General features: G+C 72.6%; 27 protein-coding genes and 1 riboswitch. Of the genes, 13 read left to right on the plus strand and 14 right to left on the minus strand.

Features of this window, described 5'->3' with window-relative positions:
* Nucleotides 1-16 precede the first annotated feature (16 nt).
* The 4 genes from DI272_RS04725 to DI272_RS04740 form a co-directional block, all read right to left on the minus strand.
* Entirely contained in the window at nt 17-859 is an 843-nt protein-coding gene (locus tag DI272_RS04725) for an oxygenase MpaB family protein (protein WP_109493870.1), read from the minus strand.
* A gap of 9 nt (nt 860-868) precedes the next feature.
* Nucleotides 869-2,047: an acyl-CoA dehydrogenase family protein gene (locus tag DI272_RS04730; RefSeq protein ID WP_109493871.1), complete on the minus strand. Its 1,179-nt coding sequence runs from the start codon at nt 2,045-2,047 to the stop codon at nt 869-871.
* Between the two features lie 137 nt (nt 2,048-2,184).
* Nucleotides 2,185-2,949, minus strand: coding sequence for a CbtA family protein (locus DI272_RS04735; protein ID WP_109493872.1), 765 nt, complete (start codon nt 2,947-2,949; stop codon nt 2,185-2,187).
* A 25-nt stretch (nt 2,950-2,974) separates the two neighbouring features.
* Nucleotides 2,975-3,196 (minus strand): CbtB-domain containing protein, encoded by a 222-nt coding sequence (locus tag DI272_RS04740; RefSeq protein ID WP_109493873.1) that lies wholly within the window; start codon nt 3,194-3,196, stop codon nt 2,975-2,977.
* A gap of 37 nt (nt 3,197-3,233) precedes the next feature.
* Nucleotides 3,234-3,388, minus strand: a riboswitch (cobalamin riboswitch).
* A gap of 95 nt (nt 3,389-3,483) precedes the next feature.
* Here DI272_RS04740 and DI272_RS04745 point away from each other — a divergent pair.
* Complete coding sequence (locus tag DI272_RS04745) at nt 3,484-4,065, plus strand: histidine phosphatase family protein (protein WP_109493874.1); 582 nt, start codon at nt 3,484-3,486, stop codon at nt 4,063-4,065.
* Between the two features lie 30 nt (nt 4,066-4,095).
* Here the strand turns inward: DI272_RS04745 and DI272_RS04750 are convergent, their stop codons facing one another.
* On the minus strand, nt 4,096-4,470 hold the full coding sequence (locus DI272_RS04750) for a ferredoxin (RefSeq protein WP_109493875.1): 375 nt from the start codon (nt 4,468-4,470) through the stop codon (nt 4,096-4,098).
* Between the two features lie 105 nt (nt 4,471-4,575).
* Here DI272_RS04750 and DI272_RS04755 point away from each other — a divergent pair, with 105 nt between their 5' ends.
* Entirely contained in the window at nt 4,576-4,926 is a 351-nt protein-coding gene (locus DI272_RS04755; protein ID WP_109493876.1) for a DUF6479 family protein, read from the plus strand.
* Nucleotides 4,927-4,992: 66 nt separating this feature from the next.
* Complete coding sequence (locus DI272_RS04760) at nt 4,993-5,346, plus strand: hypothetical protein (protein WP_109493877.1); 354 nt, start codon at nt 4,993-4,995, stop codon at nt 5,344-5,346.
* Nucleotides 5,347-5,365: 19 nt separating this feature from the next.
* Here DI272_RS04760 and DI272_RS04765 read toward each other — a convergent pair whose 3' ends face one another.
* Complete coding sequence (locus tag DI272_RS04765; protein WP_109493878.1) at nt 5,366-6,895, minus strand: carboxylesterase/lipase family protein; 1,530 nt, start codon at nt 6,893-6,895, stop codon at nt 5,366-5,368.
* A 115-nt stretch (nt 6,896-7,010) separates the two neighbouring features.
* Nucleotides 7,011-9,158 (minus strand): RICIN domain-containing protein, encoded by a 2,148-nt coding sequence (locus DI272_RS04770; protein ID WP_375138107.1) that lies wholly within the window; start codon nt 9,156-9,158, stop codon nt 7,011-7,013.
* Between the two features lie 255 nt (nt 9,159-9,413).
* On the opposite strand from DI272_RS04770, the gene DI272_RS04775 reads away from it, so the two are divergent.
* The 5 genes from DI272_RS04775 to DI272_RS04795 all read left to right on the plus strand — a co-directional run bounded on the left by DI272_RS04775 (nt 9,414) and on the right by DI272_RS04795 (nt 13,428).
* A complete protein-coding gene (locus DI272_RS04775) occupies nt 9,414-10,046 on the plus strand; it encodes a bifunctional 4-hydroxy-2-oxoglutarate aldolase/2-dehydro-3-deoxy-phosphogluconate aldolase (protein WP_109493880.1) in 633 nt (210 codons plus the stop codon).
* Nucleotides 10,043-11,059 (plus strand): sugar kinase, encoded by a 1,017-nt coding sequence (locus DI272_RS04780; RefSeq protein WP_109493881.1) that lies wholly within the window; start codon nt 10,043-10,045, stop codon nt 11,057-11,059. The genes DI272_RS04775 and DI272_RS04780 overlap by 4 nt, the downstream gene beginning before the upstream one ends.
* Nucleotides 11,060-11,385: 326 nt before the next feature.
* Nucleotides 11,386-12,378: a dihydroxyacetone kinase subunit DhaK gene (gene dhaK, locus DI272_RS04785; protein ID WP_109493882.1), complete on the plus strand. Its 993-nt coding sequence runs from the start codon at nt 11,386-11,388 to the stop codon at nt 12,376-12,378.
* 47 nt (nt 12,379-12,425) lie between these two features.
* The gene (gene dhaL / locus DI272_RS04790; RefSeq protein WP_109493883.1) at nt 12,426-13,025 is read left to right on the plus strand and encodes a dihydroxyacetone kinase subunit DhaL; all 600 of its coding nucleotides are present in this window, start codon (nt 12,426-12,428) and stop codon (nt 13,023-13,025) included.
* Nucleotides 13,018-13,428, plus strand: a complete 411-nt coding sequence (locus DI272_RS04795) for a PTS-dependent dihydroxyacetone kinase phosphotransferase subunit DhaM (RefSeq protein WP_109493884.1) — start codon at nt 13,018-13,020, stop codon at nt 13,426-13,428. The genes dhaL and DI272_RS04795 overlap by 8 nt, the downstream gene beginning before the upstream one ends.
* A 102-nt stretch (nt 13,429-13,530) precedes the next feature.
* Here the strand turns inward: DI272_RS04795 and DI272_RS04800 are convergent, their stop codons facing one another.
* Nucleotides 13,531-14,229: a glycoside hydrolase family 75 protein gene (locus tag DI272_RS04800; RefSeq protein WP_109493885.1), complete on the minus strand. Its 699-nt coding sequence runs from the start codon at nt 14,227-14,229 to the stop codon at nt 13,531-13,533.
* Between the two features lie 437 nt (nt 14,230-14,666).
* Here DI272_RS04800 and DI272_RS04805 point away from each other — a divergent pair, with 437 nt between their 5' ends.
* Nucleotides 14,667-15,605 (plus strand): fibronectin type III domain-containing protein, encoded by a 939-nt coding sequence (locus DI272_RS04805; RefSeq protein WP_109500687.1) that lies wholly within the window; start codon nt 14,667-14,669, stop codon nt 15,603-15,605.
* 166 nt (nt 15,606-15,771) lie between these two features.
* Nucleotides 15,772-16,305 carry a hypothetical protein gene (locus tag DI272_RS04810; protein ID WP_109493886.1) on the plus strand — a complete coding sequence of 178 codons (534 nt, stop codon included), beginning with the start codon at nt 15,772-15,774 and terminating at the stop codon, nt 16,303-16,305.
* On the opposite strand, the gene DI272_RS04815 is transcribed toward DI272_RS04810, so the two are convergent.
* The 4 genes from DI272_RS04815 to DI272_RS04830 form a co-directional block, all read right to left on the minus strand.
* Nucleotides 16,293-16,859 carry a PadR family transcriptional regulator gene (locus DI272_RS04815; RefSeq protein ID WP_109493887.1) on the minus strand — a complete coding sequence of 189 codons (567 nt, stop codon included), beginning with the start codon at nt 16,857-16,859 and terminating at the stop codon, nt 16,293-16,295. The two genes, DI272_RS04810 and DI272_RS04815, sit on opposite strands and share 13 nt — an antisense overlap.
* A gap of 29 nt (nt 16,860-16,888) precedes the next feature.
* Entirely contained in the window at nt 16,889-18,904 is a 2,016-nt protein-coding gene (locus DI272_RS04820) for an NADPH-dependent 2,4-dienoyl-CoA reductase (RefSeq protein ID WP_109493888.1), read from the minus strand.
* Nucleotides 18,905-19,004: 100 nt separating this feature from the next.
* Nucleotides 19,005-19,373, minus strand: a complete 369-nt coding sequence (locus DI272_RS04825; RefSeq protein ID WP_109493889.1) for a hypothetical protein — start codon at nt 19,371-19,373, stop codon at nt 19,005-19,007.
* 106 nt (nt 19,374-19,479) lie between these two features.
* The gene (locus DI272_RS04830; protein ID WP_109493890.1) at nt 19,480-20,352 is read right to left on the minus strand and encodes a hypothetical protein; all 873 of its coding nucleotides are present in this window, start codon (nt 20,350-20,352) and stop codon (nt 19,480-19,482) included.
* A gap of 256 nt (nt 20,353-20,608) precedes the next feature.
* Between DI272_RS04830 and DI272_RS04835 the strand changes: the two genes are divergently transcribed.
* A complete protein-coding gene (locus tag DI272_RS04835; protein ID WP_109493891.1) occupies nt 20,609-22,690 on the plus strand; it encodes a SpoIIE family protein phosphatase in 2,082 nt (693 codons plus the stop codon).
* Nucleotides 22,691-22,806: 116 nt separating this feature from the next.
* A complete protein-coding gene (locus DI272_RS04840) occupies nt 22,807-23,517 on the plus strand; it encodes a hypothetical protein (RefSeq protein ID WP_109493892.1) in 711 nt (236 codons plus the stop codon).
* A 211-nt stretch (nt 23,518-23,728) separates the two neighbouring features.
* Here the strand turns inward: DI272_RS04840 and DI272_RS04845 are convergent, their stop codons facing one another.
* Both DI272_RS04845 and DI272_RS04850 read right to left on the minus strand, forming a co-directional pair.
* The gene (locus tag DI272_RS04845) at nt 23,729-24,541 is read right to left on the minus strand and encodes a putative protein N(5)-glutamine methyltransferase (protein ID WP_109493893.1); all 813 of its coding nucleotides are present in this window, start codon (nt 24,539-24,541) and stop codon (nt 23,729-23,731) included.
* A 172-nt stretch (nt 24,542-24,713) separates the two neighbouring features.
* Nucleotides 24,714-25,751 (minus strand): hypothetical protein, encoded by a 1,038-nt coding sequence (locus DI272_RS04850; protein ID WP_109493894.1) that lies wholly within the window; start codon nt 25,749-25,751, stop codon nt 24,714-24,716.
* Between the two features lie 100 nt (nt 25,752-25,851).
* On the opposite strand from DI272_RS04850, the gene DI272_RS04855 reads away from it, so the two are divergent.
* Complete coding sequence (locus tag DI272_RS04855) at nt 25,852-26,283, plus strand: MarR family winged helix-turn-helix transcriptional regulator (RefSeq protein WP_109493895.1); 432 nt, start codon at nt 25,852-25,854, stop codon at nt 26,281-26,283.
* The last annotated feature ends 19 nt before the right edge of the window (nt 26,284-26,302 follow it).

Here is a 26,302-nt window from a genome sequence, read left to right on the forward strand (position 1 = left end):
CGTCCAGTATGGCGAGCTATCTCCCGACTTTGTACGGTGCGGGGCGGGAGCCGGGGCCGAGCCGTGACATGGCGCGGAGGATGTGTTTGGGCGGCAGTTGCCAGCGCAGACGTGCGGGAACAGCGCGCAGCAGGGTGCCGGTGAGCCGCAACTGGCGGGTGACGGTGGCGGGTTCGGGAGCCGGTCTGCCGTACAGGTCGTGGGCGTACGGCGGCAGGGCGGCGTACGCCAGGTGTGCCACGCGCCGCCACAGCACCTCGCGCGCCGGGACGAGCAGGGGGTGCGTCGGCGGGCGGAGCAGGAAGTCGTCGACCGCGCGCGCCTCGGGCCCGGCGGCGAGTTCGGGCCGGACCTTCTCGAAGTAGGCGGCCATCTCGGCCTGGTTCGCCGGTACGGCGTCGGGGTCGAGGCCCACCAGGCGGGCGCTGACCCGGTGTTCGGCGATGTAGCGGTCGGCGAGCTCGTCGGTGAGGCGGAACCCGGAGCGGCGGGCGACGTGCAGATAGGAGTCGATCTCGGCGCAGTGCACCCACAGCAGCAGCTCGGGTTCGTCGACGCCGTAGGTCTCGCCGGTGTCGGGGTCGGTCGCGGACAGCATGCGGTGGATCTTCCGGACCCGGGCGCCCGCTCGCTCGGCGGCCCCGGTGGTGCCGTAGGTCGTGGTGCCGACGAAGTTCGCGGTGCGCAGCAGCCGGCCCCAGGCGTCCTGCCGGAAGTCGGAGTTCTGCATGACACCGCGCACGGCGCGTGGGTGCAGGGCCTGGAGATACAGTGCGCGGACACCGGCGACCCACATCATCGGGTCGCCGTGCATCTGCCAGGTGACCGAGGTCGGGGTGAACAGCCCGGGATCTGCCATACCGGCAGGCTAGCGCCGCACCCGCGGCATCCCCAGACCGATCCACGAGATGATCTCCCGCTGGATCTCGTTGTTGCCGCCGCCGAAGGTGAAGATGACGGCGGACCGGTAGCCGCGCTCCAGTTCGCCGTGGAGCACCGTGCCCGCGGAGCCCTCCTTCAGGGCGCCGGCCGCGGCGACCACCTCCATGAGCCAGGCGTAGGCGTCGCGGCGGGCCTCGGAGCCGTAGACCTTGACCGCGGAGGCGTCCTGCGGGGTGAGCGTGCCGTTCTGGACGGCGTTGACCATCTGCCAGTTGAGCAGCTTCATCGCGTCGAGCCGCACATGGGTCTGGGCGAGGCGGCGGCGTACCCAGGGCAGGTCGACGACGCGGCGGCCGTCGGCGAGTTTGGTCTCCATGGCCCAGCGCTGGACGTCGTTCAGGGCGCGGATCGCCATGGTGCCGTGGGCGGCGAGGGTGACGCGCTCGTGGTTGAGCTGGTTGGTGATCAGCCGCCAGCCCTGATTCTCCTCGCCGACGCGGTGGGTGACGGGGACGCGGATGTCCTCGTAGTAGCTGGCCGTGGTGTCGTGGCCGGCGAGGGTGTTGATGACGGTGCAGGAGTAGCCGGGTTCGGTGGTCGGGACCAGGAGCATGGTGATGCCCTTGTGCGGCGGGGCGTCCGGGTCGGTGCGGGTGGCCAGCCACACCCAGTCCGCCGTGTCGCCGTTGGTGGTCCAGATCTTCTGGCCGTTGACGACGTACTCGTCCCCGTCGCGCACGGCGCGCGTCTTCAACGACGCCAGATCCGTACCGGCGTCGGGCTCGCTGTAGCCGATCGCGAAGTCGATCTCGCCGGAGAGGATCTTGGGGAGGAAGTAGTCCTTCTGCTCGTCGGTGCCGTACTGCATGATCGTCGGGCCGACGGTGTTCAGGGCCATCAGCGGCAGCGGTACGCCGGCCTGGGCGGCCTCGTCGAAGAAGATGAACTGTTCCATCGCGCTCAGACCGCGCCCGCCGTACTCCTCGGGCCAGCCCACCCCCAGCCAGCGGTCGGCGCCGAGGCGGCGGATGATCTCGCGGTAGAACCGCTTCTGTTCGCGCCGGTCGCCGTGCCGGGCGTTCGCGTCCTCGGGCACCAAGCCGGCGAAGTACGCGCGCAGTTCGGTGCGCAGCCGCTGCTGCTCGGGTGTGTATGCGAGATGCACGGCGCCTCCAGGCTCCCCGGGACCGGTCCTGACGGCGCACACGGTAGAACGTGTTCCAGAAATAGGGAATGGTCAGGTCCCGCCGAGGCATACGAAAAGGCCCCCGCGACGCGGGGGCCCGTTCGGTCGTGAACCGCTCAGCGCGCGACGGGCGTCGGCTGCTTCCCGGCGCCCGCCGACGGCTCGGCGGGTTTCGGAGCCAACTGCCGCTCCGCCAGCAGCCCGAAGACCAGCCCGAAGGCGGTCCACAGGGTCACCTGCACGGCGAGCGCGGCGAGCCGGTACTGCCACAGCAAGGTGGCCGGGAAGTGCTCCGGCACCTCGTTGAAGGACGGCAGGAACGCGTACGCCAGACCGACGACGAGGACGAAGAACGCGCCCGCGGCGAGGGTGGCGTTCCAGTTGCCCAGCCGGGGTGCGAGGCGCTTGCCCAGGATGACCGTGCCCACCGTCAGCAGCACACTGAGGACGATCATCAGGAAGAACAGCGCGGTCCGCTGGTTCAGCGTGTCGGGGTCACCGACGGCCGGCGGGTTGGCGGGGTACTTGAGGAACGGGACGACGTACACCGCGACCAGTCCGGCGACCGCCAGGAGCAGCGCGCTCGCGCGCGGCCCGAAGCGGCCGATCCGGCCGAGCGCGAAGCAGTACGCGAGCGCCGCGATGCCGCCGAAGGCGACCCCGTAGACGAGGACGCCGGTGGACAGGCCCGCGGTGGACTGGAGCGTACGGCTGAAGAGTTCCTCGCCGCCGTGCTCGTGCGCGTGGGTCTCCTCGAAGGCGATGGCCTGATCGACGCGCGGCTCCCCGAGGAAGTACGCGACGACGAGGGCGGCCAGCCCCGCGACGAGGCCCGCGAGCATGCCGCGGACCAGGAGGTTTCTGACAGTTGCGGAGTTCATGCGCGGCTACGCTTCCTCGCCGCCGTCAGTGGCACGGGAAGCCGAGCAGATGGCGGGCGTCATGCACCCACTCGTGGACCCCCTCGCCGGAGAGGAGGGAGGTGGCGCCCTGCTCGGCGCCGACGAAGTAGAGCAGGACCAGCATCAGGACGCCGAAGAAGACCGCCCAGGGGACGATGGCGCCGATCGGCAGCTTGGCGGGTACGGCGGTGGAACTGGTTGTCGGCTGAGCGACGGTCTGCGCCATGGCAGGACCTCCTGGGGGAACTCGCGTCCCGTCTCGGTGGTGCACAGGACGACAGGGCGGGTCTGACTCACCCGGCCCGCACCCTGGGGGGCGTGCCCGGCATACAGTGGCGCGACCGTGCCGGAATCCCACCGGCTTCCACCGAACCGTCGTCGATATCGACGAGACGGTACCGCGTGGAAGAGGTACGGCCAAGAGCGCACGGGTCGGCCCCGAGCGCCCCTGAAGCGCGGTTCTGCATGTCAAGTACCCGACAAAGAAGGGATGTTGAGCGGGAGAATGGACGGATGACCAGCCGAGTGATGTTGATCTCACCCGCGGTCAGCGCGGCGCTGCGGGAGGCCCGCTTCGACGACGGCTGCCCGCTCGACCCCGCCGGACTGCGGCTGGCCCGGGCCGCCGCGGGGACGCTCCCGGCGGCCCGGCGGGTCCGCTCCTCCCCCACCGCGCGCTGCCGCGAGACGGCCGGAGCGCTCGGCCTCGACGCCCTGGACGCACCGGAGTTGGCCGCCCTCGACCCGGGCCGCTGGCGCGGCTCGACCCTCGCCGAGGTGGGCGCGGCGGAGCCCGAGGCGCTCGCGCGCTGGCTGGCCGACCCGGAAGCGGCGCCGCACGGCGGGGAGTCGGTGGACGCGCTGTGCGCACGGGTCGGGGCGTGGCTGGAGTCGATCGCCGAGAACCCCGAAGGGACTTCGGATCCGGCCCGGACGATCGCCGTCGTCGAACCCGAGATCGCGCGCGCGGCGCTCGTGCACGCGCTGGGCGCGCCGCGGCCGGCCTTCTGGCGGACCGACGTCCCGCCGCTCACGGCCGTCGAACTCAGCGGCAGGGCGGGGCGCTGGAACGTGCGGATGGGGCGGCCCCTGTGAGGGGCGCGCCCGGCGCCGGTCCGCGATGGCTCAGTTCAGCGTGGCGATGAAGTCCGTGCAGGCCTGCGCGCAGTTCCGGCAGGCCTTGGCGGCGTCCTCCGCGCCCGGCTGGTCGTCGAAGGCGTGCGCGCACTCCAGGCAGACCGTCCGGCACCACTCGAGCTGGACGCGGATGCCGTCCTCGTCCAGCCGGTTCTGCTCGGACAGCACCCGGCAGGTCGCGTCGCAGACCTCCGCGCACATGATGCCCTTGCGTCGTACGAGTTCTTGCTGCTCGGTTCCGTCCGGATCCACGAGGCTGGCACGCACCGCGCATGCCCGGGCGCAATCGGTGCACGCCTGCGCACACGCGAAACGGTCCTCCAGGAACCGGATGAGCTCCTGTTGGGGTGTCGTCGCTGTCACACCGCGCGGGTAGCCGCCGCAGATCGCGTCAAACCCTGCCGACGGAAGTTTCCGCCGGTCGCGGCGGTCGGGTTCACACCGGACGTCGGGGGTACTCGCGGGATCATGAACAGCGCATCGATGGAGATGGCCGCGGGCCGCGGCGCCCTGGGCGTCGGGCTGCTCGTGGCGGGCCTGGTCGTGGTCGCCCTGTTGCTGGGGGCGTTCTGGATGGGTGCGCGCGTCCGGCGGCGCGAGCCTCCGCCGCCCCGTCCCGAGGAACAGCCTCGGCTGCCCGAGGGCGGGCCCGTGCGTGAGGTCGCGGAGAACAGGGAGCCCGACGAGGTGCCCAGGAGCGACCACCGGCTCACCCCGCACGAGATGCCGGCCTTCGGCAACAGCAGCACCCGGACCGGCCCCGAGAAGGCCCGCCGCCGGTGGACCGACGGCAACAGCGGATCGTTCGGCAGCGGGTGACCGGACGGTCCACGATCCGCCGCCCGCGGGAGCGTATCCAGCACAGCACCGAGGGAAGTGAGTTCCATGGCCGACGGCGGCCGCAGCGCCCTGCCACTGCCCGACTACGATCATCTGCCCATCGGCGGCCTGGAGAGCCGCGTGCGATCACTGGCGCCGGAGGAGGTGGAGACGCTGCTCTCCTACGAGCGCAGCCACGCCGACCGGCTCCCGGTGACCGAGTTGCTGACGGCCCGCCTGGAACAGCTGGACGCCGGCGCCGAACCGACGTCCGGCGACCCCCAGGCGCTGCGCCCGGAACAGCACGGCACGGGACGCCACGGCTCGCCCGTCTCCCCGACGACGTCGCCGGAACCGCACAGCCCGCCCCCGCACGGCACCCCCGACCAGCGGGGCAGGCCGAAGGGCGACCGCACCTAGGCGGTCCGCTGCGGGGCTGTCAGCCCGCGATCAGGGGCAGCGCCTCGAAGACGTGCCGCTCCCACAGCCGCCGTGCGGCCTCCTCCGGGTAGGCGGCCACCGCGGGCTCGGTGTCGAGGAGCCGGACGAGCCGGTTCTCGGCGTCGTACGCGGGCCATCCGGGGTCGCCCGTGCCGGCGAAGGCGGTCCAGGCGGACCGGACATGTGCGGAGAGTTGTTCGGCCTCGGGCGTCGGCTCGGGGCCGATCAGCATGCCGCCGAGCCCGCCGCCCTGGGGGCCGAAGACCAGGGGCACGTCCAGGCCGTGGCAGGCGCCGAGCGCGCCGCCGTGCACCGGCGCCGACCAGGTGAGCTCGTACAGGTACGCCCGGCCGCCGCCCGCCGTCTGCGCGTCCGCCAGGTGGAGGGAGGGCATGCGGAACAGCCAGTCGGACTGGACGAGTTCGAAGAGCCGCTCCGCCGGGGCGTCCGGGAACGCGGTCCGGTAGGCCCGCTCGGCGTCGGGCGCCGGGCCGAACGCCGCCAGCGCCGCCGTGGCCAGGTTCTCGTCGACCTTTCCGAGCAGGCCGCCCATCATCAGGAAGAGGCGGTACTCGTCCCGGTTGTGCCCGACGATCAGCTCCACGTCCCGGGCGGCGCCGTCCGCCAGGGCCGCCCAGGGCGCGACCGGCAGGACCTCGCCGTCGACGACCGGGGAGTACGGGGTGGCGGTGCGGGCGACCGAGCCCCACCGGAGGAGGAACTCGCTCATCCGGCCGCCCAGCGCGGCCCCCGCCTCCGGGAGCTTGCGCGGGTCCACGCCGGACAGGTCGGCGGCGGTGGCGCGCAGCCCCAGCTCACCCGCGACGGCCGCGCCGATGTCGCGGGCCAGCGCGTCCGAGAAGAACGTGCCCGGCACGCTCTGCGCGATCGCCCTGCGGAACAGCCCGCGCGCCCGCGGCATGGCCAGCAGCGCGGCGACGGACCCGGCGCCGGCCGACTCGCCGAAGACGGTGACCTGGTCCGGGTCCCCGCCGAAGGCGCTGATGTTCTCCCGCACCCACTCCAGGGCGGCCACCTGGTCGAGCAGCCCCCGGTTCGCGGGGGCGCCCTCGATGTGGAGGAACCCCTCGATGCCGACCCGGTAGTTGAGGGTGACCACAACGACGTTCCCGTCCGCGGCGAGCCGGCCGCCGTCATAGGTGGGGTCGTCACTGGAGCCCAGCTTGTAGGCGCCGCCGTGGATCCACACCATCACCGGGCGCCGGCCCGCGGGGTCCGCCTCGGGGGTCCAGACGTTGACGGTCAGCCAGTCGTCGCCGGCCGGCAGGCTCCAGGGCGCGGCGGCAGGGGCGTCGGGGCCGAACGGCTCCTGCGGGGGCGGCGGACCGAAGGCGGTCGCCTCCCGCACCCCCTCCCACCGCCCCGCCGGGCGCGGTGCCGCGAACCGCGCCTCCCCCACCGGGGGGTGCGCGTAGGGGATGCCGCGGAAGACATCGAGGCCTCCCTCGCGGCGACCACGGACCGCACCTGCTGCCGTGCCGGCCTCGGGCGACTCGCTCCTGCTCATCGACGACTCCTTGACGGGCCTGTGTTGCGCCGAGTGTCACATCGGGGGCCGCACTTGGCCAGCCCCTGATGAAAGTTCATCCACTAGGCGAACACACGACTCCTTGCGCCGGACGTCACGGGTAGCTCACCAGGTTGGCCACGTTCGTCGACGAGTTGGACGGGCCGCCCCGGTCGTTGATGACGTGCCGGATCGTGCCGGTGCCGCCGAGCGAGACGGTCACCATGTTCTGAAAGCGCACGTTCGGGGTGCTGGGCACCTCGAAGGCGTGCTCGGCGGTGACGCTCGGATTGACGTTGAAGTAGCAGTAGCTGCCCAGCCCGTAGGCCTGGTGGCTGGTGACGGTGTTCGCGACCTTGTAGGCGGCGTACCCCTGGGTGGAGCCGCTCATCCAGGCCGACTGGCTGGGCGGGTCGTAGGGCATCTCGTTCTGGTAGAAGTACGTCCGGCCGCCGTTGCCGTTCCAGATCGTCTGGTGCTTCTGGTAGTGCTCGACGAACAGGCCGTACGTCGTCACGTCGTCGCCGTTGACGACCAGCCCGGTGTCGGCCGTGTTGGTGGTCCAGCCGACGCCGGTGCCGTGGTCGGCGCGCCAGATCCACATGTGGTCGGCGATGACGTCGTCGCTGTTGACGACAAGGCTGGTGGTGGCCCTGCCCACGGCGGCGCCGCCGATCCGGAAGTACACGTCGTGCAGCGAGGTGGGGTTGGCCGCGTGGTCGGCGGCGGCGCCGGACGGGCCGATCTCCACCAGGGTCTGGGAGTTGGTGGTGCCGGCGTCGAAGAGGACGCCCGCGAGCTTCACGCCGTCGACGTCGGCGACCGTCATGGCGGTGATGCCGTTGTCGGGGACGAAGGTGGCGAGTCCCAGGCCGAGCACGACGGTGTCCGGCCGGGTCACGCGGAGGGTCTGGTCGAGGTGGTAGACACCCGGAGTCACCAGGAGGTTCTTCCCCGCGGCGAGAGCGGAGTTGATCTGCGTGGCGGTCGCGCCCGGCTTCACGACGTAGAACTGGTCGATGCCGAGCGAGGTGCCCGGGGCGTTGCCGTCGGCCCATGTGGTGGCCGACGAGTTGGTCCGTACGCCGGGCACGAACACCTTGTAGGCGCCCGCGCCGTCCACGTACAGGAAGGGCTTCTCACGGACGGTCGGCGTCTGGTTCACCGTGGTGTAGGGCGGGTTGGGGAAGCTGTTGCCGGGGACGCCCTGGCTGCCGACGAAGACCATGTTCCAGTTGGAGCCGGTCCAGCTGCCCAGCTGGGAGTTGCGGGTGAGCCACTGCTGCTGGGTGCCGGAGCGGACCTGACCGTCGATCTTGGTGTCGGCCATGAAGCCGCCGCTGGACCAACCGCCGTCGCTCAGCTCCAGGTTGCCGCGGACATGCATGCGCCGGTATCCGGAGGCCTGCGAGACCGCCCAACGGTCCGTGCCGCCCGTCGGGTTGACGGACAGGTTCTCGGCGCCGCGCCAGAAGTTCTGGGTGGCGTTCTGCGGCGGGAACCAGTCGGCCTCCACATGCACGGCGCCGTTGATCGTGACCGAGTCGGGCGACTGGCCGAGGCCCAGCACCTGGGTGTAGAAGCCGACGTTGACGTCGTTGTTGTAGGTGCCGGGCTTGAACATCACGGCATAGCGCTGGGAGCCGAACTGGTTGGTCTCCTGCTGCTGGAAGATCTGGTTCAGCCGGCTCTGGATCGTGGACGAGGGCATCGACGGGTCGAAGACGACGACGTTGGGGCCGAGGTCGACATCGCCGGGCGCGGTGCTCACCGGTGTGACCTGGAAGCGCTGGGCGCCCGTGCCGTTGCAGGTGTACTGCACGAGCTGGACGCTGTCGGCCGTCGAGGCGGCGGGGACGTCGAGGCACTTGCCGCTGTTGCGGTTGACGAAGTGGTAGGCGCCGCCGCCCTCGTCGACGGGCAGCCACTGCTGGTTGGCGCCGCCGCCGTAGGTCCACAGGTGCACGGCCGCGTTGTCCGCGGTGGACACGTCGCTGACGTCGGCGACCTGCTGGGGGTCGTTGCGGTTGTTGATGCGGACGTAGCCGTCACCGGTCGCGGTGAAACTCCACTGCTGGGCGGTGGTGTTGTTGCAGGTGTACTGCTGCACGGCGGTGCCGTTGACGGTCGCCGCCCCGCGGGCGTCCAGGCACTTGCCGCTGCCCGTGTTGACGACCGTGGCCCAGTCGGTGGGCAGGGCGGTGGCCGCCGCCTCGGCGGGCTGCACTCCGGTGAGGATCGAGGCGGCGGTGGCAGCGGCCACTGCGACCGCGGCGATACGTGGTCTGGGGGTACGGGGTCCGGTGAGTCGGAGCACGTCATCTCCTGTGCCGGCGCGGCGGCTTGAGGTGGGGGGTGGGGAGGCTCGGTTCACTGCACAGACTTAGTTCACTGCGTGATTTAAGAAGTGAGGGATGGACATGTCAAGAGTTTGGTATGGACCAGTTGTCGGCACCCGTGGCGCACAATGATCACGAACCGCTCTGCGGACCGGCCCGCTGACAAGGAGTTCCCAGCCATGGACCTGCGAGCGGCGCTCACAGCCCACCGCCTCGTCGCGATCGTGCGCGGCGCCGACCCCGAGGCCGCCCTGCGCACCGTGCTGACCCTCGCCGACGCGGGTGTCGCGCTCATCGAGGTGTCGCTGACCGGGCAGGGCGCCCTCTCCGTCATCGAGCGCGCCCGCAAGGCCCTCGGCCCGGACCGGCCCCTCGGCGCGGGCACCGTCCTGACCGCGCACGACGCACAGGCCGCCCGCCGCGCCGGGGCGGACTTCGCCGTGACCCCGGCACTGGGTGCGGGGGTCACCGCGGCACGCGCCCTGGGGATGCCGGTGCTCGCGGGCGTCATGACCCCCACCGAGATCGTGGCCGCGCGCGGCCAGGGCGCCACCGCGCTGAAGATCTTCCCGGCGGCGCAGGCCGGCGGCCCCGCCTATCTCAAGGCATTGCGCGGGCCGTTCCCGGACGAACTCCTCGTGCCGGTGGGCGGAGTCGACGAGGCCGCCGCCCGCGCCCACCTCGCGGCCGGGGCGAGCGCCGTCGGCGTCGGCTCACCGCTGATCGGCGACGCCGCCGACGGCGGCAGCCAGGCCGCCCTGCGCGAGCGCGCCCGCGCGTTCCTCGCCGCGGTGCGCGAGGCCACGGCATGAGCGCACCCTGGCGGCCCGCCGCGGGCCCCGTCGTCTGCCTCGGCGAGGCCATGGCCGCCCTGGCCCCCGCCGCGCCGGAGCCGCTGGAGACCGCCCGGGACCTGCGGGTGTCGGTCGCGGGGGCGGAGTCGAACGTGGCGATGTACCTCGCCGGTCTCGGCGTCCCCGTCGCCTGGATCTCCGCGCTCGGGAACGATCCGTTCGGGCGGCGCGTGCGTGCCGCGATCGCTGCGGCGGGCGTCGATGTCGGCGCCGTACGCCACGATCCCGAGCGGCCGACCGGGCTGCTCGTGAAGGAACCGGGCCCCGACGGCACCCGCGTCCACTACTACCGCGCCGGTTCGGCCGCGTCGGCCATGGCGCCCGACGTCCTGGACGACCCGAGACTGGCCGCCGCCGCGCTCGTCCACCTCACCGGCGTGACCCCGGCGCTGTCCCCGTCCTGCCGCGCCCTGGTGGAGCGGGCTCTCGCCACCCCGCCGGACGAACGCGCCCACGCGGTCAGCTTCGACGTCAACCACCGCCCCGCCCTGTGGCCGGACGGCACGGCCGCCGGCGTGCTCCGCGAGCTGGCCGACCGCGCGGACATCGCCTTCGTCGGCCTGGACGAGGCGCAGGGCCTGTGGGGCGACCGGCTCCGACCGGCCGACGTACGGCGGCTGTTGCCGCGGCCACGGCTCCTGGTCGTCAAGGACGGCGGACGGGCGGCCACGGCCTTCGGCGAGGACCGTAGCTGGACCGTGCCCGCCCTGCCGGTGGACGTGGTGGAACCCGTCGGCGCCGGGGACGCCTTCGCGGCCGGATTCCTGGCGGGGCTCCTCCGCGACGGGGACGTGGAGCGCGCTCTGCGGCTGGGGCACATCACGGCCGCGTCGGCGCTCGGGGTGACGGGCGACCACGGCCCGCTGCCGGACCCCGCCCGCATCGAGCAGCTCCTCGGCCTGCCCACGCACACATGGGCACGACAGGCCGGCCCCGCTCGCCCGTCGCAACCTGCGCCGCCGCGAACGTAGCGGCAGCCGTGGTGGCTGGTCGCCGAGCACAACCGCGGACCGTGGGGGTCTTCCCCGGCCGGCTCACCCCGCGCGCGTTCGGCACCGGCCGCCACCGTGGACCGCAGCGTCTCGGTTGCCGCCCGGACGGACGGCGACGCCGGCTCACCGGGGAGCCGCCGCGTACGTGACCTTCGCCAGAACCCGCTCACGACGGACGCGGACCGCCGCAGAGCGCCGGAGAGCGCCTTAGATCGCCAAGATCGGCCACCGACCTGAACCGCCCCATCACGGCCTGCCGGAAGTAAGGTCATAAGCCCACCTTCCCGTCTCAGCAGGAGGTACCCATGAGGATGCTGATCAACGTCCCGGAGACCGTCGTCGCGGACGCGCTGCGCGGACTGGCGGCCGCCCATCCGGAACTCGCCGTCGACGTGGAGAACCGGGTGATCGTGCGGCGGGACGCTCCCGTGGCCGGAAAGGTGGCCCTGGTCTCCGGCGGGGGTTCCGGGCACGAGCCGCTGCACGGCGGGTTCGTGGGCCCCGGCATGCTCTCGGCGGCCTGCCCCGGCGAGGTGTTCACCTCCCCCGTGCCCGACCAGATGGTGCGGGCGGCGGCGGCCGTGGACAGCGGTGCGGGCGTGCTGTTCATCGTGAAGAACTACACCGGTGACGTCCTGAACTTCGACATGGCCGCCGAACTCGCCGAGGACGAGGGCATCCAGGTGGCGAAGGTCCTCGTCAACGATGACGTGGCCGTCACCGACAGCCTCTACACGGCCGGCCGGCGCGGCACCGGCGCCACCCTCTTCGTGGAGAAGATCGCCGGCGCCGCCGCGGACGAGGGGCAGCCGCTGGAGCGCGTGGAGTCGATCGCCCGTCAGGTCAACGAGAACTCCCGCAGCTTCGGCGTCGCGCTCAGCGCCTGCACCACGTACGCCAAGGGCAGCCCCACCTTCGACCTGCCCGACGGGGAGCTGGAGCTCGGCATCGGCATCCACGGCGAGCCAGGCCGGGAGCGCCGGGCGATGATGACCTCGCGGGAGATCGCGGACTTCGCCGTGCACGCGATCCTGGAGGACATGAACCCGCGCAACCCGGTGCTGCTGCTGGTCAACGGCATGGGCGCGACGCCGCTGCTGGAGCTGTACGGGTTCAACGCCGAGGTGCAGCGGGTGCTGACCGAGCGCGGTGTGGCCGTCGCCCGCACGCTCGTCGGCAACTACGTCACCTCCCTCGACATGGCGGGCGCCTCGGTCACCCTGTGCCAGATCGACGAGGAGCTGCTGCGGCTGTGGGACGCGCCGGTGAAGACCGCGGGGCTGCGCTGGGGCATGTGAGCCGGACTGCCGACCGACGCAACCGACCTATCACGCAAGGAGATCCAGTGCTCGACGCCGACTTCTTCCGCCGTTGGATGACAGCGACCGACGCGTCCGTGGACCGCGAGGCGGAACGGCTCACCGCCCTCGACTCCCCCATCGGGGACGCCGACCACGGCAGCAACCTCCAGCGCGGGTTCCACGCCGTGACGGCCGTCCTGGAGAAGGAGGCCCCCGGTACGCCCGGCGCGGTGCTCGTCCTCGCCGGGCGGCAGCTGATCTCCACGGTCGGCGGAGCGTCCGGGCCGCTCTACGGCACGCTGCTGCGGCGCACCGGGAAGGCGCTCGGGGACGCCGCCGAGGTCAGCGAGGAGCAGTTGGCCGAGGCGTTCCGGGCGGGGGTGGACGCGGTGATGGCCCTGGGCGGTGCCGCGCCCGGCGACAAGACCATGATCGACGCGCTGGTGCCGGCCGTGGACGCGCTCGGCGACGGGTTCGGCGCCGCGCGGGCCGCCGCCGAGCAGGGCGCGCTCGCGACGACGCCGCTGCAGGCCCGCAAGGGCCGGGCGAGCTATCTGGGCGAGCGCAGCATCGGACACCAGGACCCGGGCGCCACGTCGTCCGCGCTGCTGGTCGCGGCCCTGGCGGAGGCGAACGGTGAGTGACGGCAAGCTCGTCGGGATCGTGCTGGTCTCGCACAGCGCGGCGGTGGCCGCCTCGGTGGCCGAGTTGGCGAAGGGTTTGGCAGGGGCGGGTACCGCGGTGCCCGTCGCGCCCGCCGGCGGCACCGAGGGCGGTGACTTCGGCACCAGTTCCGAGCTGATCGCCGCGGCGGCGGCCGCGGTGGACCAGGGGGCGGGCGTCGCCGTCCTCACCGACCTCGGCAGTGCCGTCCTCACCGTGAAGGCGCTGCTCGCGGAGGGCGACGAACTGCCCGACGGCACCCGCCTGGTGGACGCTCCCTTCGTGGAGGGCGCGATCGCGGCGGTCGTCACCGCGTCCACCGGCGCCGACCTGGCGGCGGTGGAGGCGGCGGCAGCGGAGGCGTACACCTACCGCAAGGTCTGAGACCGGCCCCTGGGAGAGCCCCCGCGACGCGACGGCGAGGGCCGAGCGCACGGTGTCCGCCGGCTCGGCCTCGCCCATGAGCCCGTCCGCCCGAGGGCGCGCTCACCGGCCGCGTACGAACAGTCGCGCCAGCCGCTCCCCGGTCGCGACCGCGGCCTCGTGGTCCTCGATGGGTTTGACCTGCGAGTCCTTGAAGACGATGTAGGTGACGCCGGAGGCCGTGCCGCCGCCGCGCGGGTCGGGGCGGATGCCGAGGGCCTTGGCGCTCGCATAGGAGGCCTCGCCGATGATGTCGCGGGGGCCGACGTCGCCGACCACCGCGTACTGCACCCGGTCCTTGTAGATCACCGCAGCGACTGAGCCGCCCCGGACGCCGCTGTCGCGGTAGTCCCAGATGCGGCTCGGGGTGGGCACGACGATGTAGGGCAGCCGCTCGGCGCTCAACTGGCGGCCGTCGGCCTGCTGGTAGGCGGTGGCGTCGGAGAACAGCGGGTCGGTGCGCCGGTTGCAGCGGCGGCCGGGCCGTCCGTCGCAGTCGATGTCCATGTCGGCCTTCCAGAACACGGCCTCGTCGGTGCCGCAGACCGGGACGGTCGCGGGCAGGCCGTCGTCGGTGGCGTAGCGGCCCCGGGAGACGGGGTCGCAGTCACGCACCCTGGCCAGCAGGTCGGCGGCGCGGACATCGCCCTCGTGCCGCACCGCCACCGGCTCCTGGAAGGCGGCGGGCCGGACGGCGGGCGACGTCGTCGGGGCGAGCAGGGCGACGCCTGCCGCGGCCAGTGTCAGCGACTGGACACGCACGATAAGGGACCCTCTCCTGGGGGACACTGACGGACACTCAGCCCAATCTGATGCCGCGTCGGACACCCGGCCACCCTGAGGGGGCCGGACGGTGCACGCCCCCCACGCGGTCGGGCGTGTCCCCCTGGTTCCCGGCAGGGGCCGGGCGCCTGAGCCTGCGTCGGCTCCGGCTGCCCGGCCGCCCGCGCCCGGCGCGGGGACAGCGACGACAGCGGCCCGCGCCAACGGCGTGAACTCCCGAGCCCTCGAAGGGAGTTCGCCATGAGGTGGTTCAGCATACGTAACGGTCGGCCGCGTTCACCAATGACGCCCCTCTTGATGCGATCACATCAAGCGCGGCATAGTGAGTGGCGCCATATTGGTACGGACCATTGCCGCGGCACGGGTCAAGGGGAGGCGGAGTCGTGCGACGCGTTGCCGCCCTCTGCGCGGCGCTCATGCTGACGGCGGGCTGCGGCTGGGGCGGCGCCGATGCGGACGAGGGCAGGCTGCCCGGCGCCCCGGCGGGCGTCACGGCCGCCGCGGGCAGCGCGACCAGCGTGCACGTGACGTGGAGCGCGGTGACGTCGGCGGACGGGATCGACGCCTACGAGGTCTATCGCGGCTCCACGAAGGTGAAGGAGGTGCCGGGTTCCGAGCACATGGTGGACGTCTCCAGGCTCAGGCCGTCCACCGGCTACGTGTTCACCGTGCGGGCCCGGGACACCGCCGGACGTCTCGGCCCGCCCAGCCGCGAGGTCCGCGCGGCGACCCCGGCGGCCACCCGCGCGAACACCTCGGCACCGACTCGTCCGGGGCACGTGACGGGCCGGGCGGTCGGCGGCCGGGCGGTACAGCTGTCGTGGTCCGCGGCCTCGGACGACGTGGGTGTGGTGTCGTACGACATCCATCAGGGCGGCACGAAGATCCACAGTGTCGGCGGCAACCAGACGGCGACCGTGGTGACGGGACTCCGCCCCGGTGTCCGCTATGTCTTCACCGTGCGGGCCCGCGACGCGGCCGACAACGTCTCCCCGGCGAGTGCCGTCGTCCGGCTCACCACGGCCCCCGGCACCGACGACGGGCGCGGCACGGCCCCCACCGGCTTCCGCGCGGCGACCCGGCTCGCCGACGACGGGGCGTACTACTACGACCTCTCCTGGGTGCCGCCCCGCGCGGACGGGGTGATCACGGAGTACCGGATCCGGCTGGACGGACGTCCGGCCACGTCGCTGGTGTACGGCGGGACGGCGCCCACCGGGCGGGCGACGTACAGCTTCTACGCGGGGCGGGACGCGGGGGCCGTGCACCGGTTGCAAGTGCGCGCCAGGCTGCCGGACGGCACCTGGGGCGGGTGGTCACCGGAGCGGACGGTCACCACCGGCGCCGCGCCCTGAGGGCACGCCGCCCATCGGCCGGACGAAGTAATCCGTCACCTGCCCGGGGGCGGTCCGCATGCGCGGCGGGCCGGGGCCACGTTGGCTGCCCCTGAGGCGCACGGGCCTTCCCCGATCCTCGGCGGCGCATGGGACGTACCGCCAACCGTGCCGCCGGAGGCAGTCCATGCGTACAAGTCAGCTTCTCCTCCGCTCCGGCCCGACCGCGGCTGCCGCGGCTGCCGTGGCCGCGCTGGCCGCCGTCCCGGCGGTCGCGGCTTCCGGAATCTCGGTGAGCACCACCGGCTCCACGGTCTCGGTGACGACCAGTGCCTGCACCCAGGTCAACGGCGGCTGGGGCACCGCCTCGCTCCTCAACAGCAGCCAGGCGAACTTCGCCCAGGGCCGTCAGGTGACGCTGTCGGGGACGGCTTCCCTGCAGTCGGCCGCCTGGTCCGGCGTGAGCCCCGGCACCTACACGGTCGTCGTCATGTGCTCCAACAACAACACCGCCGGCACCCAGTCGGTCATCGTCTCGACGGCCTCCACACCCACCATCTCCGCGACCGCCTCCCCGTCGCGCGGTGTCATGGGCGGACTGGGCGGCGGCATCAAGGACTACGGCCCGCTCACCCTGGGCGCGGGCGCCGCGCTCGTCGGGATCGGCGGCATCGCGGCGGCCTGGTTCCTGCGCCGCCGCGCCAAGCCCTACCGGCTCTGAGCGGACCGCTCGGGCAGTTCGGCGAACTCCTCCAGCGCGTGGGTGAGCCACCGCGTCCAGAAGGTCTCCAGATCGATCCCCGCCCGCAGGATCAGGTGCTGCAACCGGTCCTGCGGGCTGTCCTTGCCCGGTGGGAAGTCGCGCGTCTCGATCTCCTCGTACTCCGACAGCTGCCGCCGGTGCAGTTCCAGGTGGCGGCGCAGATCGGCCTCGATGCCCCGGACGCCCTCGGTGCCGACCACGGCCGCCGCCCGCAGCCGCAGGAACAGGGTCTCGCGGTACGGCTTGGGGTCCTGGGAGGCGGCCGTCCAGCGGGCCAGTTCCGCGCGGCCCGCGGGCAGGACCTCGTACGACTTCTTCTGCCCGCGGGCCGGCTGCTCGGACGGCAGTGCCCGGATGTGCCCCTCGGCCTCCAGTTTTCCCAGCTCGCGATAGATCTGCTGGTGCGTGGCCGACCAGAAGTAGCCGATCGACTTGTCGAAACGCCGGGTCAGGTCCAGGCCCGAGGACGGCTTTTCCAGCAGGGCGGTCAGGATCGCGTGCGGGAGTGACATGGAGTCATCCTAGGGAGGCCCGGCGGCCCCTAGAGGGCGGCCGCGACCTCGGTGCCCTGCTTGATGGCGCGCTTGGCGTCCAGTTCGGCGGCCACGTCGGCGCCGCCGATGAGGTGGGCCTTCACACCGGCGGCGATCAGCTCCTCGTACAGGTCGCGGCGCGGTTCCTGCCCGGTGCACAGCACGATGGTGTCGACCTCCAGGACCGTGCTCTCCTCGCCGACGGTGACGTGCAGTCCGGCGTCGTCGATGCGGTCGTAGCGGACGCCCGGGACCATGGTGACGCCGCGGTGCTTGAGCTCGGTGCGGTGGATCCAGCCGGTGGTCTTGCCGAGGCCGGCGCCGACCTTGCTGGTCTTGCGCTGGAGCAGGTGCACGGTGCGCGGCGGGACGGGGCGCTCGGGGGCGGTGAGGCCGCCGGGGCCCGTGTGGTCCATGTCGACGCCCCAGTGGCGGAAGTACGTCGCCGGGTCCTCGTTGGCCTTGTCGCCGGTGTCGGTGAGGAACTCGGCCACGTCGAAGCCGATGCCGCCGGCGCCGAGGACGGCGACGCGGTCGCCGACGGGCACCTTGTCGCGCAGGACGTCGAGGTAGCCGACGACGCTCGGGTGGTCGACGCCGGGGATGTCGGGGGTGCGCGGGGTGACACCGGTGGCGACGACGACCTCGTCGTAGCCGTCCAGATCGGCCGCCGTCACGGGGGTGTCGAGGCGTACGTCGACCCCATGGGCGTCGAGCTGGTGGCGGAAGTAGCGCAGGGTCTCGTCGAACTCCTGCTTCCCGGGGACCTGGCGGGCGACGTTGAGCTGGCCGCCGATCTCGCTCGCGGCGTCGAACAGGACGACGTCGTGGCCGCGTTCGGCGGCGGAGACGGCGCAGGCGAGACCGGCCGGGCCGGCGCCGACCACCGCGACGCGCTTCTTCAGCCGGGTCGGGGCCAGCACCAACTCGGTCTCGTGGCAGGCACGCGGGTTGACCAGGCAGGAGGTGATCTGGAGGCTGAAGGTGTGGTCGAGGCATGCCTGGTTGCAGCCGATGCAGGTGTTGATGGCCTCGGGGGTGCCGGCCGCGGCCTTGTTCACGAAGTCGGGGTCGGCGAGCATCGGGCGGGCCATGGACACCATGTCGGCGTACCCCTCGGCGAGCAACTCCTCGGCCACTTCGGGGGTGTTGATGCGGTTGGTGGTGACGAGGGGGATGCCGACCGCGCCCATGAGCTTCTTGGTGACCCAGGTGTACGCGGCGCGCGGCACCGAGGTGGCGATGGTGGGGATGCGGGCCTCGTGCCAGCCGATGCCGGTGTTGATGATGGTCGCGCCGGCCGCCTCGACGGCCCGGGCGAGCGTGACCACCTCGTCATGGGTGGAGCCGCCGGGGACCAGGTCCAGCATGGACAGCCGGTAGATGATGATGAAGTCCTCGCCGACGGCCTCGCGGACGCGCTTCACGATCTCCACCGGGAACCGCATCCGGTTCTCGTACGAGCCGCCCCAGCGGTCGGTGCGGTGGTTGGTCTGCGTGGCGATGAACTCGTTGATCAGGTAGCCCTCGGAGCCCATGATCTCCACGCCGTCGTAGCCGGCCTGCCGGGCGAGGCGGGCGGCGCGGGCGTAGTCGTCGACGGTCTGCTCGACCTCGGCGTCGGTGAGCTCGCGGGGCGGGAAGGGGCTGATCGGCGCCTGGAGCGGGCTCGGGGCGACGAGGTCCTGGTGGTAGGCGTACCGGCCGAAGTGCAGGAGCTGCATCGCGATCCGGCCGCCCTCCCGGTGCACGGCGTCGGTGACGACCCGGTGCTGCTCGGCCTCCGCCTCGGTGGTGAGCTTCGCGCCGCCCTCGTAGGGGCGTCCGGCGTCGTTGGGCGCGATGCCGCCGGTGACGATCAGGCCCACTCCGCCGCGCGCCCGCTCGGCGTAGAAGGCCGCCATGCGCTCGAAGCCGCGCTCGGCCTCCTCCAGACCGACGTGCATGGAGCCCATGAGGACCCGGTTGGGCAGCGTGGTGAAGCCCAGGTCGAGCGGGCTCAGAAGGTGGGGGTAACGGCTCAAGGCAGGCCTCCGTGCGCGGTGTCGTCCCTCCTGTTGTAGAGGACCGCGCACGGTTTATGCAACTAGTTGCACAACCAGGCCCGGGGTGATGTGCCGCAGGTCACCTGCTCTCCAGCAGTACGTGCAGTTCCCGCTCCTGGTCCCCGGAGGCCGAGGAGAGGTCGCGCACCGCGAACAGCGAGTCGAGGGTGGAGCGCAGCCGCTCGATGGCCCAGTAGCCGCCCTGCGCGTCCGCCTCGACGGAGGACGACAGCCGGGGCGGGGGCGCGCACTCGTGGGCGTCGGTGACCTCGAAGGTGCCGAGCCACACCATCGGGCGGGTCTCATGGAGCTGCTGGGGCACGTCCTCCGCGGACCGGTCGGACTCGAAGCACTGGCAGAGCACGTCGAAGACGATCCGGGCGTCCTCCTTGCTGCATCCGCTGATCTCCAAGGAGACGGGTTCCTCGTGCATGCGCACACGGTCCATCGTGATCGCTCCTCTCATGGTGATGGCGCGGTCGCACGAGTTCCCCCGTGCACCGCGCCACACCTTTCAGATAAGCACCACTGCCGCGCCGGGACCAGCGGCGGCCTCAGCCCTTGGTGAAGCGGTACGTCTTGCTGTCGGTCAGCACGCAGAACCCGGGCGACACGACGATCACCCGGAGGGTGCCGGTGCGCCGGTCGTAGTCGATGCCCTCGGCCTCGAAGGTGCCCGAGCAGGAACTGCGCAGCGGGAGCTGCCGGAGCGCCGTGACATGGCCGGTGACGTCCGTCGCGCCCGGCTCGGCGGACAGGTCGATCTGGAGCAGTGGCTTGGTGATGCCGAAGAGGGTGCCCGCCGGGTCGTCGGAGGAGCACAGCAGCCGCGTCGCGGTGACGAAGTCGCAGCCCTGCACGTCCCGCACGGCGTGGTCCAGGGTGACGGTGGACGCCTGCGGGAGGTTCGCCGAGGGAGAGGTGCTCGCGTTCACGCCGGGGGTCGGGAAGACCAGGAACCTGGTCATGGTGCCCCACTCCCCCGACAGCATCCACTGGCCGGCGGGGGTGATGGCGACCCAGGAGTTGTTGAGCGCCTCCCCGCCGCTCAGCGTGTGGACGTACTCCGCCCACGCGCCGCCCGGCGCCTGCACCCGGTACATCTTCGCGGTGCCCGAGTCCGCCTGGTACGGCTCGACGTAGTAGCCGTCGTAGGAGGCATCGGGGTCGCCGACGTGGTTCCAGCCGCGAGTGGACACGCTCAGCGGGATGGTGCCGATGCCCGTGTAGCGGTTGGCGCTGTTCGCCGGGACCTCGACCGAGGTCAGGCCCTGGCTCTCGGTGAGCGGGTCGGCGCGGTCGGAGCCGACCTCGGTCCAGGTGTCGGCGGCCGTCGCGGGCGTGGCGCTCGACAGGACGGCGGCGGTGGCGAGGGCGACGAGGCCGGTCAGGGCGGCGTGCCAGCGGTGCCGGGTGCGCAGGGGCATGACGGGCGGCTCCTCGGAGGGGGTGGGTGTGCTCGGCGGACAGTGTGGCCGCCCGAGATGGTCATGTACAGACCAAACGGCAGTCCGGCCGGGCAACGGGAACCGAACTTCTGACCTCGCCGAACGTCCGCCGCTGTGTTGAGGGATGGTGGAGGAGGACGCGGATGACGCCCCAGAGACGGTTGAACGCGGTAGAACAGGGGAGTCGGCACGGGGGACGACGTGCCGTGTGGACGGTCGAAGGACGGTGCGTGCGATGAGTGCAGCCCGGTCTCCCGTCGCCGAGGGCGACGAACCGGTGCGCGGGGCGGTAGGGCCCAGCGGGCTGCTCGATGTGCTGGCAGTGGCCTCCGTGGTGCTGGACGCCCAGGGCCGCATCGTGCTGTGGAGCCCCCAGGCGGAGGAGCTGTTCGGCTACTCGGCACCTGAGGCGCTCGGCCAGTACGCCGCCCGGATCATGGTCCACGAGCAGTACCTCGATCTCGTGGTGAGACTGTTCGCCGACGTGATGGCCACCGGGCAGAGCTGGGCCGGCGCCTTCCCGATCCGGCGCAAGGACGGCACCACGCGCCTGGTGGAGTTCCGCAACATGCGGCTCCTCGACGACCACGGCGACGTGTTCGCCCTGGGACTGGCGGCCGACCGGTCGACCGTGCGCAGCCTGGAGCGGGACGTGGCGCTGTCGACCCGGGTGGTGGCGCACTCCCCCATCGGCCTCGCCGTCCTGGACACCGATCTGCGGTACGTCTCCGTCAACCCGGCACTCGAACGGCTCAACGGCGTCCCGGCGGAGGACCACATCGGCCGCACGGTCCACGAGATCCTGCCCCACATGGACGCCGACGCCCTGGAGGCGGCGGCGCGCGACGTCCTGAAGACCGGCCGCCCGCTCATCGACCGCGAGACCGTCGGCCGTACCCCCGCCGATCCGGACGAGGAGCACGCCTGGTCCGTCTCGCTGTACCGGCTGGAGGATGCCTTCGGCACCGTCCTGGGCGTGGCCGCCTCGGTCGTGGACGTCACCGAGCAGCACCGGGCGGCCGTCGAGGCCGAGGCCGCGCGGCGGCGGCTCGCCGTCATCGCGGACGCCTCCGCGCGGATCGGCACCACCCTGGAGCTGGACCGTACGGCCCGGGAGCTGGCCGACGTCGCCGTGCCGGAGCTGGCCGACATAGCCGCCGTGGATCTGCTGGAGGCGGTGGTGGACGGCAGGCGCAGCAGTCTCGGGCCCAGCGAACCGGCCGTGATCCGCGCCCTCGCCGTCAAGGCGGAGGACGAGACCTCGATGGCGCTCGGCGCGGCCGACCCGCCCGGACAGGTGGCCCGGTACGGGCCCGACCGCCTCGTCACCGAGTGCGTGCGCACGGGGCAGCCGGTCATGGTGACCGAGGTCGCGGCGGCCGACCTGCCGCGTATCGCCCGTTCCCCGGAGGCGGCCGGGCTGCTGGCCCGCGCGGGGGTGCACTCGTATCTGGCGGTGCCGTTGATCGCGCGCGGCGAGGTGCTCGGTGCCCTCGATCTCAAGCGCACCCGCAATCCGTGCCCGTTCAGCGAGGACGACGTGCTGCTCGCCCGGGAACTGGCGGCGCGGGCGGCCGTGCAGATCGACAACGCCCGCTGGTACCAGAACGCCCGCGACACCGCCCTCACCCTCCAGCGCAGTCTGCTGCCCAGCCATCCGCCGGTCACGGGCGGCCTGGAGGTCGCCTCCCGCTACCAGCCGGCCGGGGCCACGGCCGAGGTCGGCGGTGACTGGTTCGACGTCATCCCCCTCGACGGCTGCAAGACCGCGCTCGTCGTCGGCGACGTGATGGGCAGCGGCATCAACGCCGCGGCCACCATGGGCCGGCTGCGCACCGCGACCAACACCCTGGCCTCCCTCGACCTGGAACCGGCCCGGCTCCTGGAGCACCTGGACCGGATCACCCAGGACCTCGACCACTCCATCGCCACCTGCGTCTACGCCATCCACGACCCGCATCTGCGGCAGTGCCGGATCGCCAACGCCGGGCATCTGCCGCCGGTGCGGCTGCGCGCCGGACGCAAGCCGGAACTCCTCGAACTGCCCACCGGGGCACCGCTGGGCGTGGGCGGGGTGGCCTTCTCCACCACGACCGTCGACCTCGAGCCGGGCGACCGGCTGGTCCTCTACACGGACGGGCTGGTCGAGACCCGCCAGCACCCCCTCGACGAACGCCTCGACGCCCTCCTGGAACTCCTCGACGGCCCCGACCGGCCCCTGGAGGAGGTCTGCGACCTGCTCGTCCGCACCCTGCACCAGCCGGACAACTCCGACGACGTGGCGCTGCTCATAGCCCGCGCACAGACGCCGAGTTGACCTTCATGGGCTCGCGCGTGGATGCACAGGAAGGCATTACCCGCTCCTTATCGGCCGCCCACGACAATCACAGCAAGGCAGGGCACAGGGCCTGAGGACGTCGGCGGGAGCGAGCCATGACGGACGATCCGCATCAGGAAGTGACACCGCCCGAGGTGCTCGTCGGACCCGGCGGAGCAGAGGAACGCACTCCGCTGCGGGGCCGCCGGCGGCGCCGGTCCGTCCGCGCGCGGGCGGTGACCGCGGCGGCCGCGACGGCCGTCCTCACCCTCGGCGGCGCGGCCCTCGCCTACGCCGCGACCTCGTCGGGCCCGGACGGCGGGGCGACTCCCGCCGCCCCGGGGTCGGCGTCACCGGCGCCGGGCGAGCGCGGACCGGGGCACCGGCACGGCTGGTGGTTCGGCGGGGGCGAGGGGGCGCACGGGGAGGCGACGGTCAAGGACCGCGACACCGGCACGTGGGTCGTACGGGTGTGGCAGCGCGGCACCGTGGCGAAGGCGGACGGCGACCAGGTGACCGTCAGGAGCGAAGACGGCGCCCGGTGGACGTGGACCGTGCCGTCCGACGCCACGGTGCTGCGGGACGGCGGCCGGGGTACGGGGGCATCCGCCCTGAAGCAGGGCGAGACGGTCCTGCTGTCCGGCACCCGCGACGGGGACGACACCAGGACCGCCGACCGCGTCCTCGCGGGCACCTGGGAGAAGCCGGACCCGGACACGTGGCGGGACAGGATGCCGGGGCCGGAAAACCGGCGTGACGGGTTCCCGGGGCATGGCCGCGGCGGCATGCCGACACCGTCACCCTCGGAGAACGGCACCACGACCTGACGCCACCCTCACGGCCAAGCTCCACACACCGACGCCACCCTCACGGCCAAGCTCCACACACCGACGCCACCCTCACCGCCGAGCTCCACATCCCGGCGCCACCCTCCCCGGCGCCACTCGCACGGCCAAGCTCCGCATCCCGGCGCCACCCTCCCCGGTGCCACTCGCACGGCCAAGCTCCACACCCGAACACCACTCGCCCAGGCGGCCGCTACGCCCTGACGCCGATCACGACGTTGGCGTACAGCTCCTCGGAGGTGAGCAGCCGGGCCGTCAGGCCGCCGTGGGTGAAGGCGTCGACGGCCGCCGTGGACTGCCGCTCGCTCGTCTCGACGAGCACGCAGCCGCCGGGGGCGAGCCAGCGCGGCGCCTCGGCGGCCACCCGGCGCAGTACGTCGAGGCCGTCGGTGCCGCCGTCCAGGGCGACCAGGGGTTCGTGGTCGCGGGCCTCCGCGGGCAGCAGCCCGACCTCTTCGGAGGGGACGTACGGCACATTGGCGGCGAGGATGTCGACGCGCCCGCGGAGTCGCTCGGGCAGCGCCGTGAAGAGGTCGCCCGCGTGCACCTGCCCGGCGAAGGCGGCGACGTTGTGGCGGGCACAGCGCACCGCGGCCGGGTCGATGTCGGCGGCGTGCAGTTCGGCTCCGTCGAGAGCGGCGGCCAGGGCCGCGCCGACGGCCCCCGAGCCGCAGCACAGGTCCACGACCACGGAGGCGTCCGGGGCGTGGGCGAGGGCCTGCTCGACCAGGAACTCGGTGCGGCGCCGGGGGACGAAGACGCCGGGTGCGACGGTGATGCGCAGACCGCGGAACTCGGCCCAGCCGACGACCAGTTCCAGCGGTACGCCGGTCGCGCGACGGGTCACCATGGACGACACCTCGTCCGGGGTGCGCGCCGCGGCGAGGATCAACTCCGCCTCGTCCTCGGCGAAGACGCAGCCGGCCGCACGCAGCGCGGCCACCACGGAGTCACGGGAACCGGGCAGAGAAGAACCAGGAAGAGAAGGGGGGAACGAGGGAGGCATGGAAGCCGAGGGCCTTTCGGTAGCCGAAGGGCGCTCTCGCGGTCACCTACTGCCGGTGATCCGCGCCGACTCGGGGAGAGAGCACCCGACCTGACACAGCGGTAATGGGTCTCACCTCCTCGGTCCACCGGCCGGGGACCATCCGCGACCGGACGGCCACCCTACCCGAAGATCACACCGCGACCGCCTCCTCGATCTCCTCCTCTTCCTCCGCCTCCACGACGGCGCTGACCTGCGGGGCCGCTTCCTCGGGCGCCCTGTGCCGCTCGTGGACCGCGGCGAGGGCCGTGACGGCGAGGCCGAGCATCAGCCAGACCACCAGCGTCCAGACGGTGCGGGCGATACCGTCGCCGCCGAAGTACAGCAGGCTGCGGGCACCCTCGACGAACCCGGCACCGTTCCAGAAAGCGTGCAGGGTGCCGAAGAAGCCGTTCTGGAGCTCGGGGCGGTACAGGCCGCCGGAGCTGGTGAAGTTGAGCATCACGAAGAGGACCATCATCGCGAGGGTGGTCCAGCGCTTGAGGAAGGTGTGCAGGCCGACGCCGATGAGCAGGATGCCCGCGGAGTAGAGCCAGGCCATGCCCCACAGGCCGGCGAGGTCGTGGTGGGCGAGGTGGAAGACCGGACCGGCGAGCAGCGCGCCGATGCCGCTGACCACCGCGGAGACGCCGACCGCCAGCAGGGCCCGCGCGCGCAGGGACAGTCCCGCACCCGCGGCGCCGATCGCCGCGACCGAGGCGTACGAGCCGATGCTCAGCGCGATCAGCAGGAAGAACAGGCCCTGTCCGGTGGGGTCGTCGTCGACGGGGGCGGCCACGTCGGTCACCGTGAGCGGGACGCCCTGCCGGGCGGCGACGGGGGTGAAGACCTTCTCCACGGCCAGCGCGTCCATGTCGGAGGCGGCACTGGCGACCACGAGCTCGGGCGTCCTGGCGCTCGGCACGTAGGCGCCGGTTATCTCACGGGACTCGAGCAGGTGGACGGCCTCGGCACGGGTGGCCACCGTGCGTACGTCGAGGGCCTCCCCCGCCGCGTCCTTGACCGTCTGGGCGAACACCTTCGCCTCCGGTGCCGAGCCGACGACGGCGACCGGCAGGTGGTGCGGTTCCGGGGTCACGAACGCCCCCATGTACGCGAGCCCCATGCCGACGCACATCAGCAGGGGGGTGATCAGGTGGGTGAGCACATGGCGCAACGCAGGCGACCTCATCGCTCGCGACCTCCGACGACAGATGGTTGGCTTATACAACTCTCACTTCAAGTTGTACTATACAACTAGGACTGGGAAGAGGGTCCGGAGGAGGGTTTCCATGGACGCCACCGAGGCCGTCGAGAGCATCCAGCGCGAGATGACGGCCTTCGCCCGCCGTGCCCGGGCCTCGGCGGGGCGCATGCACCCCGAGCTGTCGCTCGTCTCCTACACCCTGCTCGGGCACCTGGAGGAGCGCGACGGCTGCCGCGCGACCGATCTGGCCGCGCACTACGCCCTGGACAAGTCCACGGTCAGCCGCCAGGTGGCCGCCCTGGAGCGGGCCGCGCTCGTCGAGCGGCGGGTCGATCCGGACGACCACCGCGTACAGGTGCTGCACCTGACGGACGCCGGGCGGGAGATCCTCGCCCAGGTCACGGAGAGCCGCCGGGCCGCCTTCGAGGAGCGGCTGGCGGACTGGCCGGCGGAGGATCTCGCACGGTTCGCCGACTATCTCGTGCGCTACAACGCGTGGTCGAGACCGACGCCCTGACCAGGGACGGGGCACCCGG

The organism is Streptomyces sp. Act143 (genome assembly GCF_003143935.1).
Lineage (GTDB): Bacteria > Actinomycetota > Actinomycetes > Streptomycetales > Streptomycetaceae > Streptomyces.

Bases quoted from the DNA above. Each gene is read 5' to 3' on its own strand.
- DI272_RS04765 (WP_109493878.1), bottom strand. From the start codon at position 6,895: ATGAGCAGGAGCGAGTCGCCCGAGGCCGGCACGGCAGCAGGTGCGGTC.
- DI272_RS04735 (WP_109493872.1), bottom strand. From the start codon at position 2,949: ATGAACTCCGCAACTGTCAGAAACCTCCTGGTCCGCGGCATGCTCGCG.
- DI272_RS04805 (WP_109500687.1), top strand. From the start codon at position 14,667: ATGCTGACGGCGGGCTGCGGCTGGGGCGGCGCCGATGCGGACGAGGGC.
- DI272_RS04725 (WP_109493870.1), bottom strand. From the start codon at position 859: ATGGCAGATCCCGGGCTGTTCACCCCGACCTCGGTCACCTGGCAGATG.
- DI272_RS04830 (WP_109493890.1), bottom strand. From the start codon at position 20,352: ATGCCCCTGCGCACCCGGCACCGCTGGCACGCCGCCCTGACCGGCCTC.
- DI272_RS04810 (WP_109493886.1), top strand. From the start codon at position 15,772: ATGCGTACAAGTCAGCTTCTCCTCCGCTCCGGCCCGACCGCGGCTGCC.
- DI272_RS04755 (WP_109493876.1), top strand. From the start codon at position 4,576: ATGAACAGCGCATCGATGGAGATGGCCGCGGGCCGCGGCGCCCTGGGC.
- DI272_RS04845 (WP_109493893.1), bottom strand. From the start codon at position 24,541: ATGCCTCCCTCGTTCCCCCCTTCTCTTCCTGGTTCTTCTCTGCCCGGT.
- DI272_RS04740 (WP_109493873.1), bottom strand. From the start codon at position 3,196: ATGGCGCAGACCGTCGCTCAGCCGACAACCAGTTCCACCGCCGTACCC.
- DI272_RS04760 (WP_109493877.1), top strand. From the start codon at position 4,993: ATGGCCGACGGCGGCCGCAGCGCCCTGCCACTGCCCGACTACGATCAT.
- DI272_RS04780 (WP_109493881.1), top strand. From the start codon at position 10,043: ATGAGCGCACCCTGGCGGCCCGCCGCGGGCCCCGTCGTCTGCCTCGGC.
- DI272_RS04855 (WP_109493895.1), top strand. From the start codon at position 25,852: ATGGACGCCACCGAGGCCGTCGAGAGCATCCAGCGCGAGATGACGGCC.
- DI272_RS04840 (WP_109493892.1), top strand. From the start codon at position 22,807: ATGACGGACGATCCGCATCAGGAAGTGACACCGCCCGAGGTGCTCGTC.
- DI272_RS04815 (WP_109493887.1), bottom strand. From the start codon at position 16,859: ATGTCACTCCCGCACGCGATCCTGACCGCCCTGCTGGAAAAGCCGTCC.
- DI272_RS04825 (WP_109493889.1), bottom strand. From the start codon at position 19,373: ATGGACCGTGTGCGCATGCACGAGGAACCCGTCTCCTTGGAGATCAGC.
- dhaK (WP_109493882.1), top strand. From the start codon at position 11,386: ATGAGGATGCTGATCAACGTCCCGGAGACCGTCGTCGCGGACGCGCTG.
- DI272_RS04745 (WP_109493874.1), top strand. From the start codon at position 3,484: ATGACCAGCCGAGTGATGTTGATCTCACCCGCGGTCAGCGCGGCGCTG.
- DI272_RS04835 (WP_109493891.1), top strand. From the start codon at position 20,609: ATGAGTGCAGCCCGGTCTCCCGTCGCCGAGGGCGACGAACCGGTGCGC.
- DI272_RS04775 (WP_109493880.1), top strand. From the start codon at position 9,414: ATGGACCTGCGAGCGGCGCTCACAGCCCACCGCCTCGTCGCGATCGTG.
- DI272_RS04850 (WP_109493894.1), bottom strand. From the start codon at position 25,751: ATGAGGTCGCCTGCGTTGCGCCATGTGCTCACCCACCTGATCACCCCC.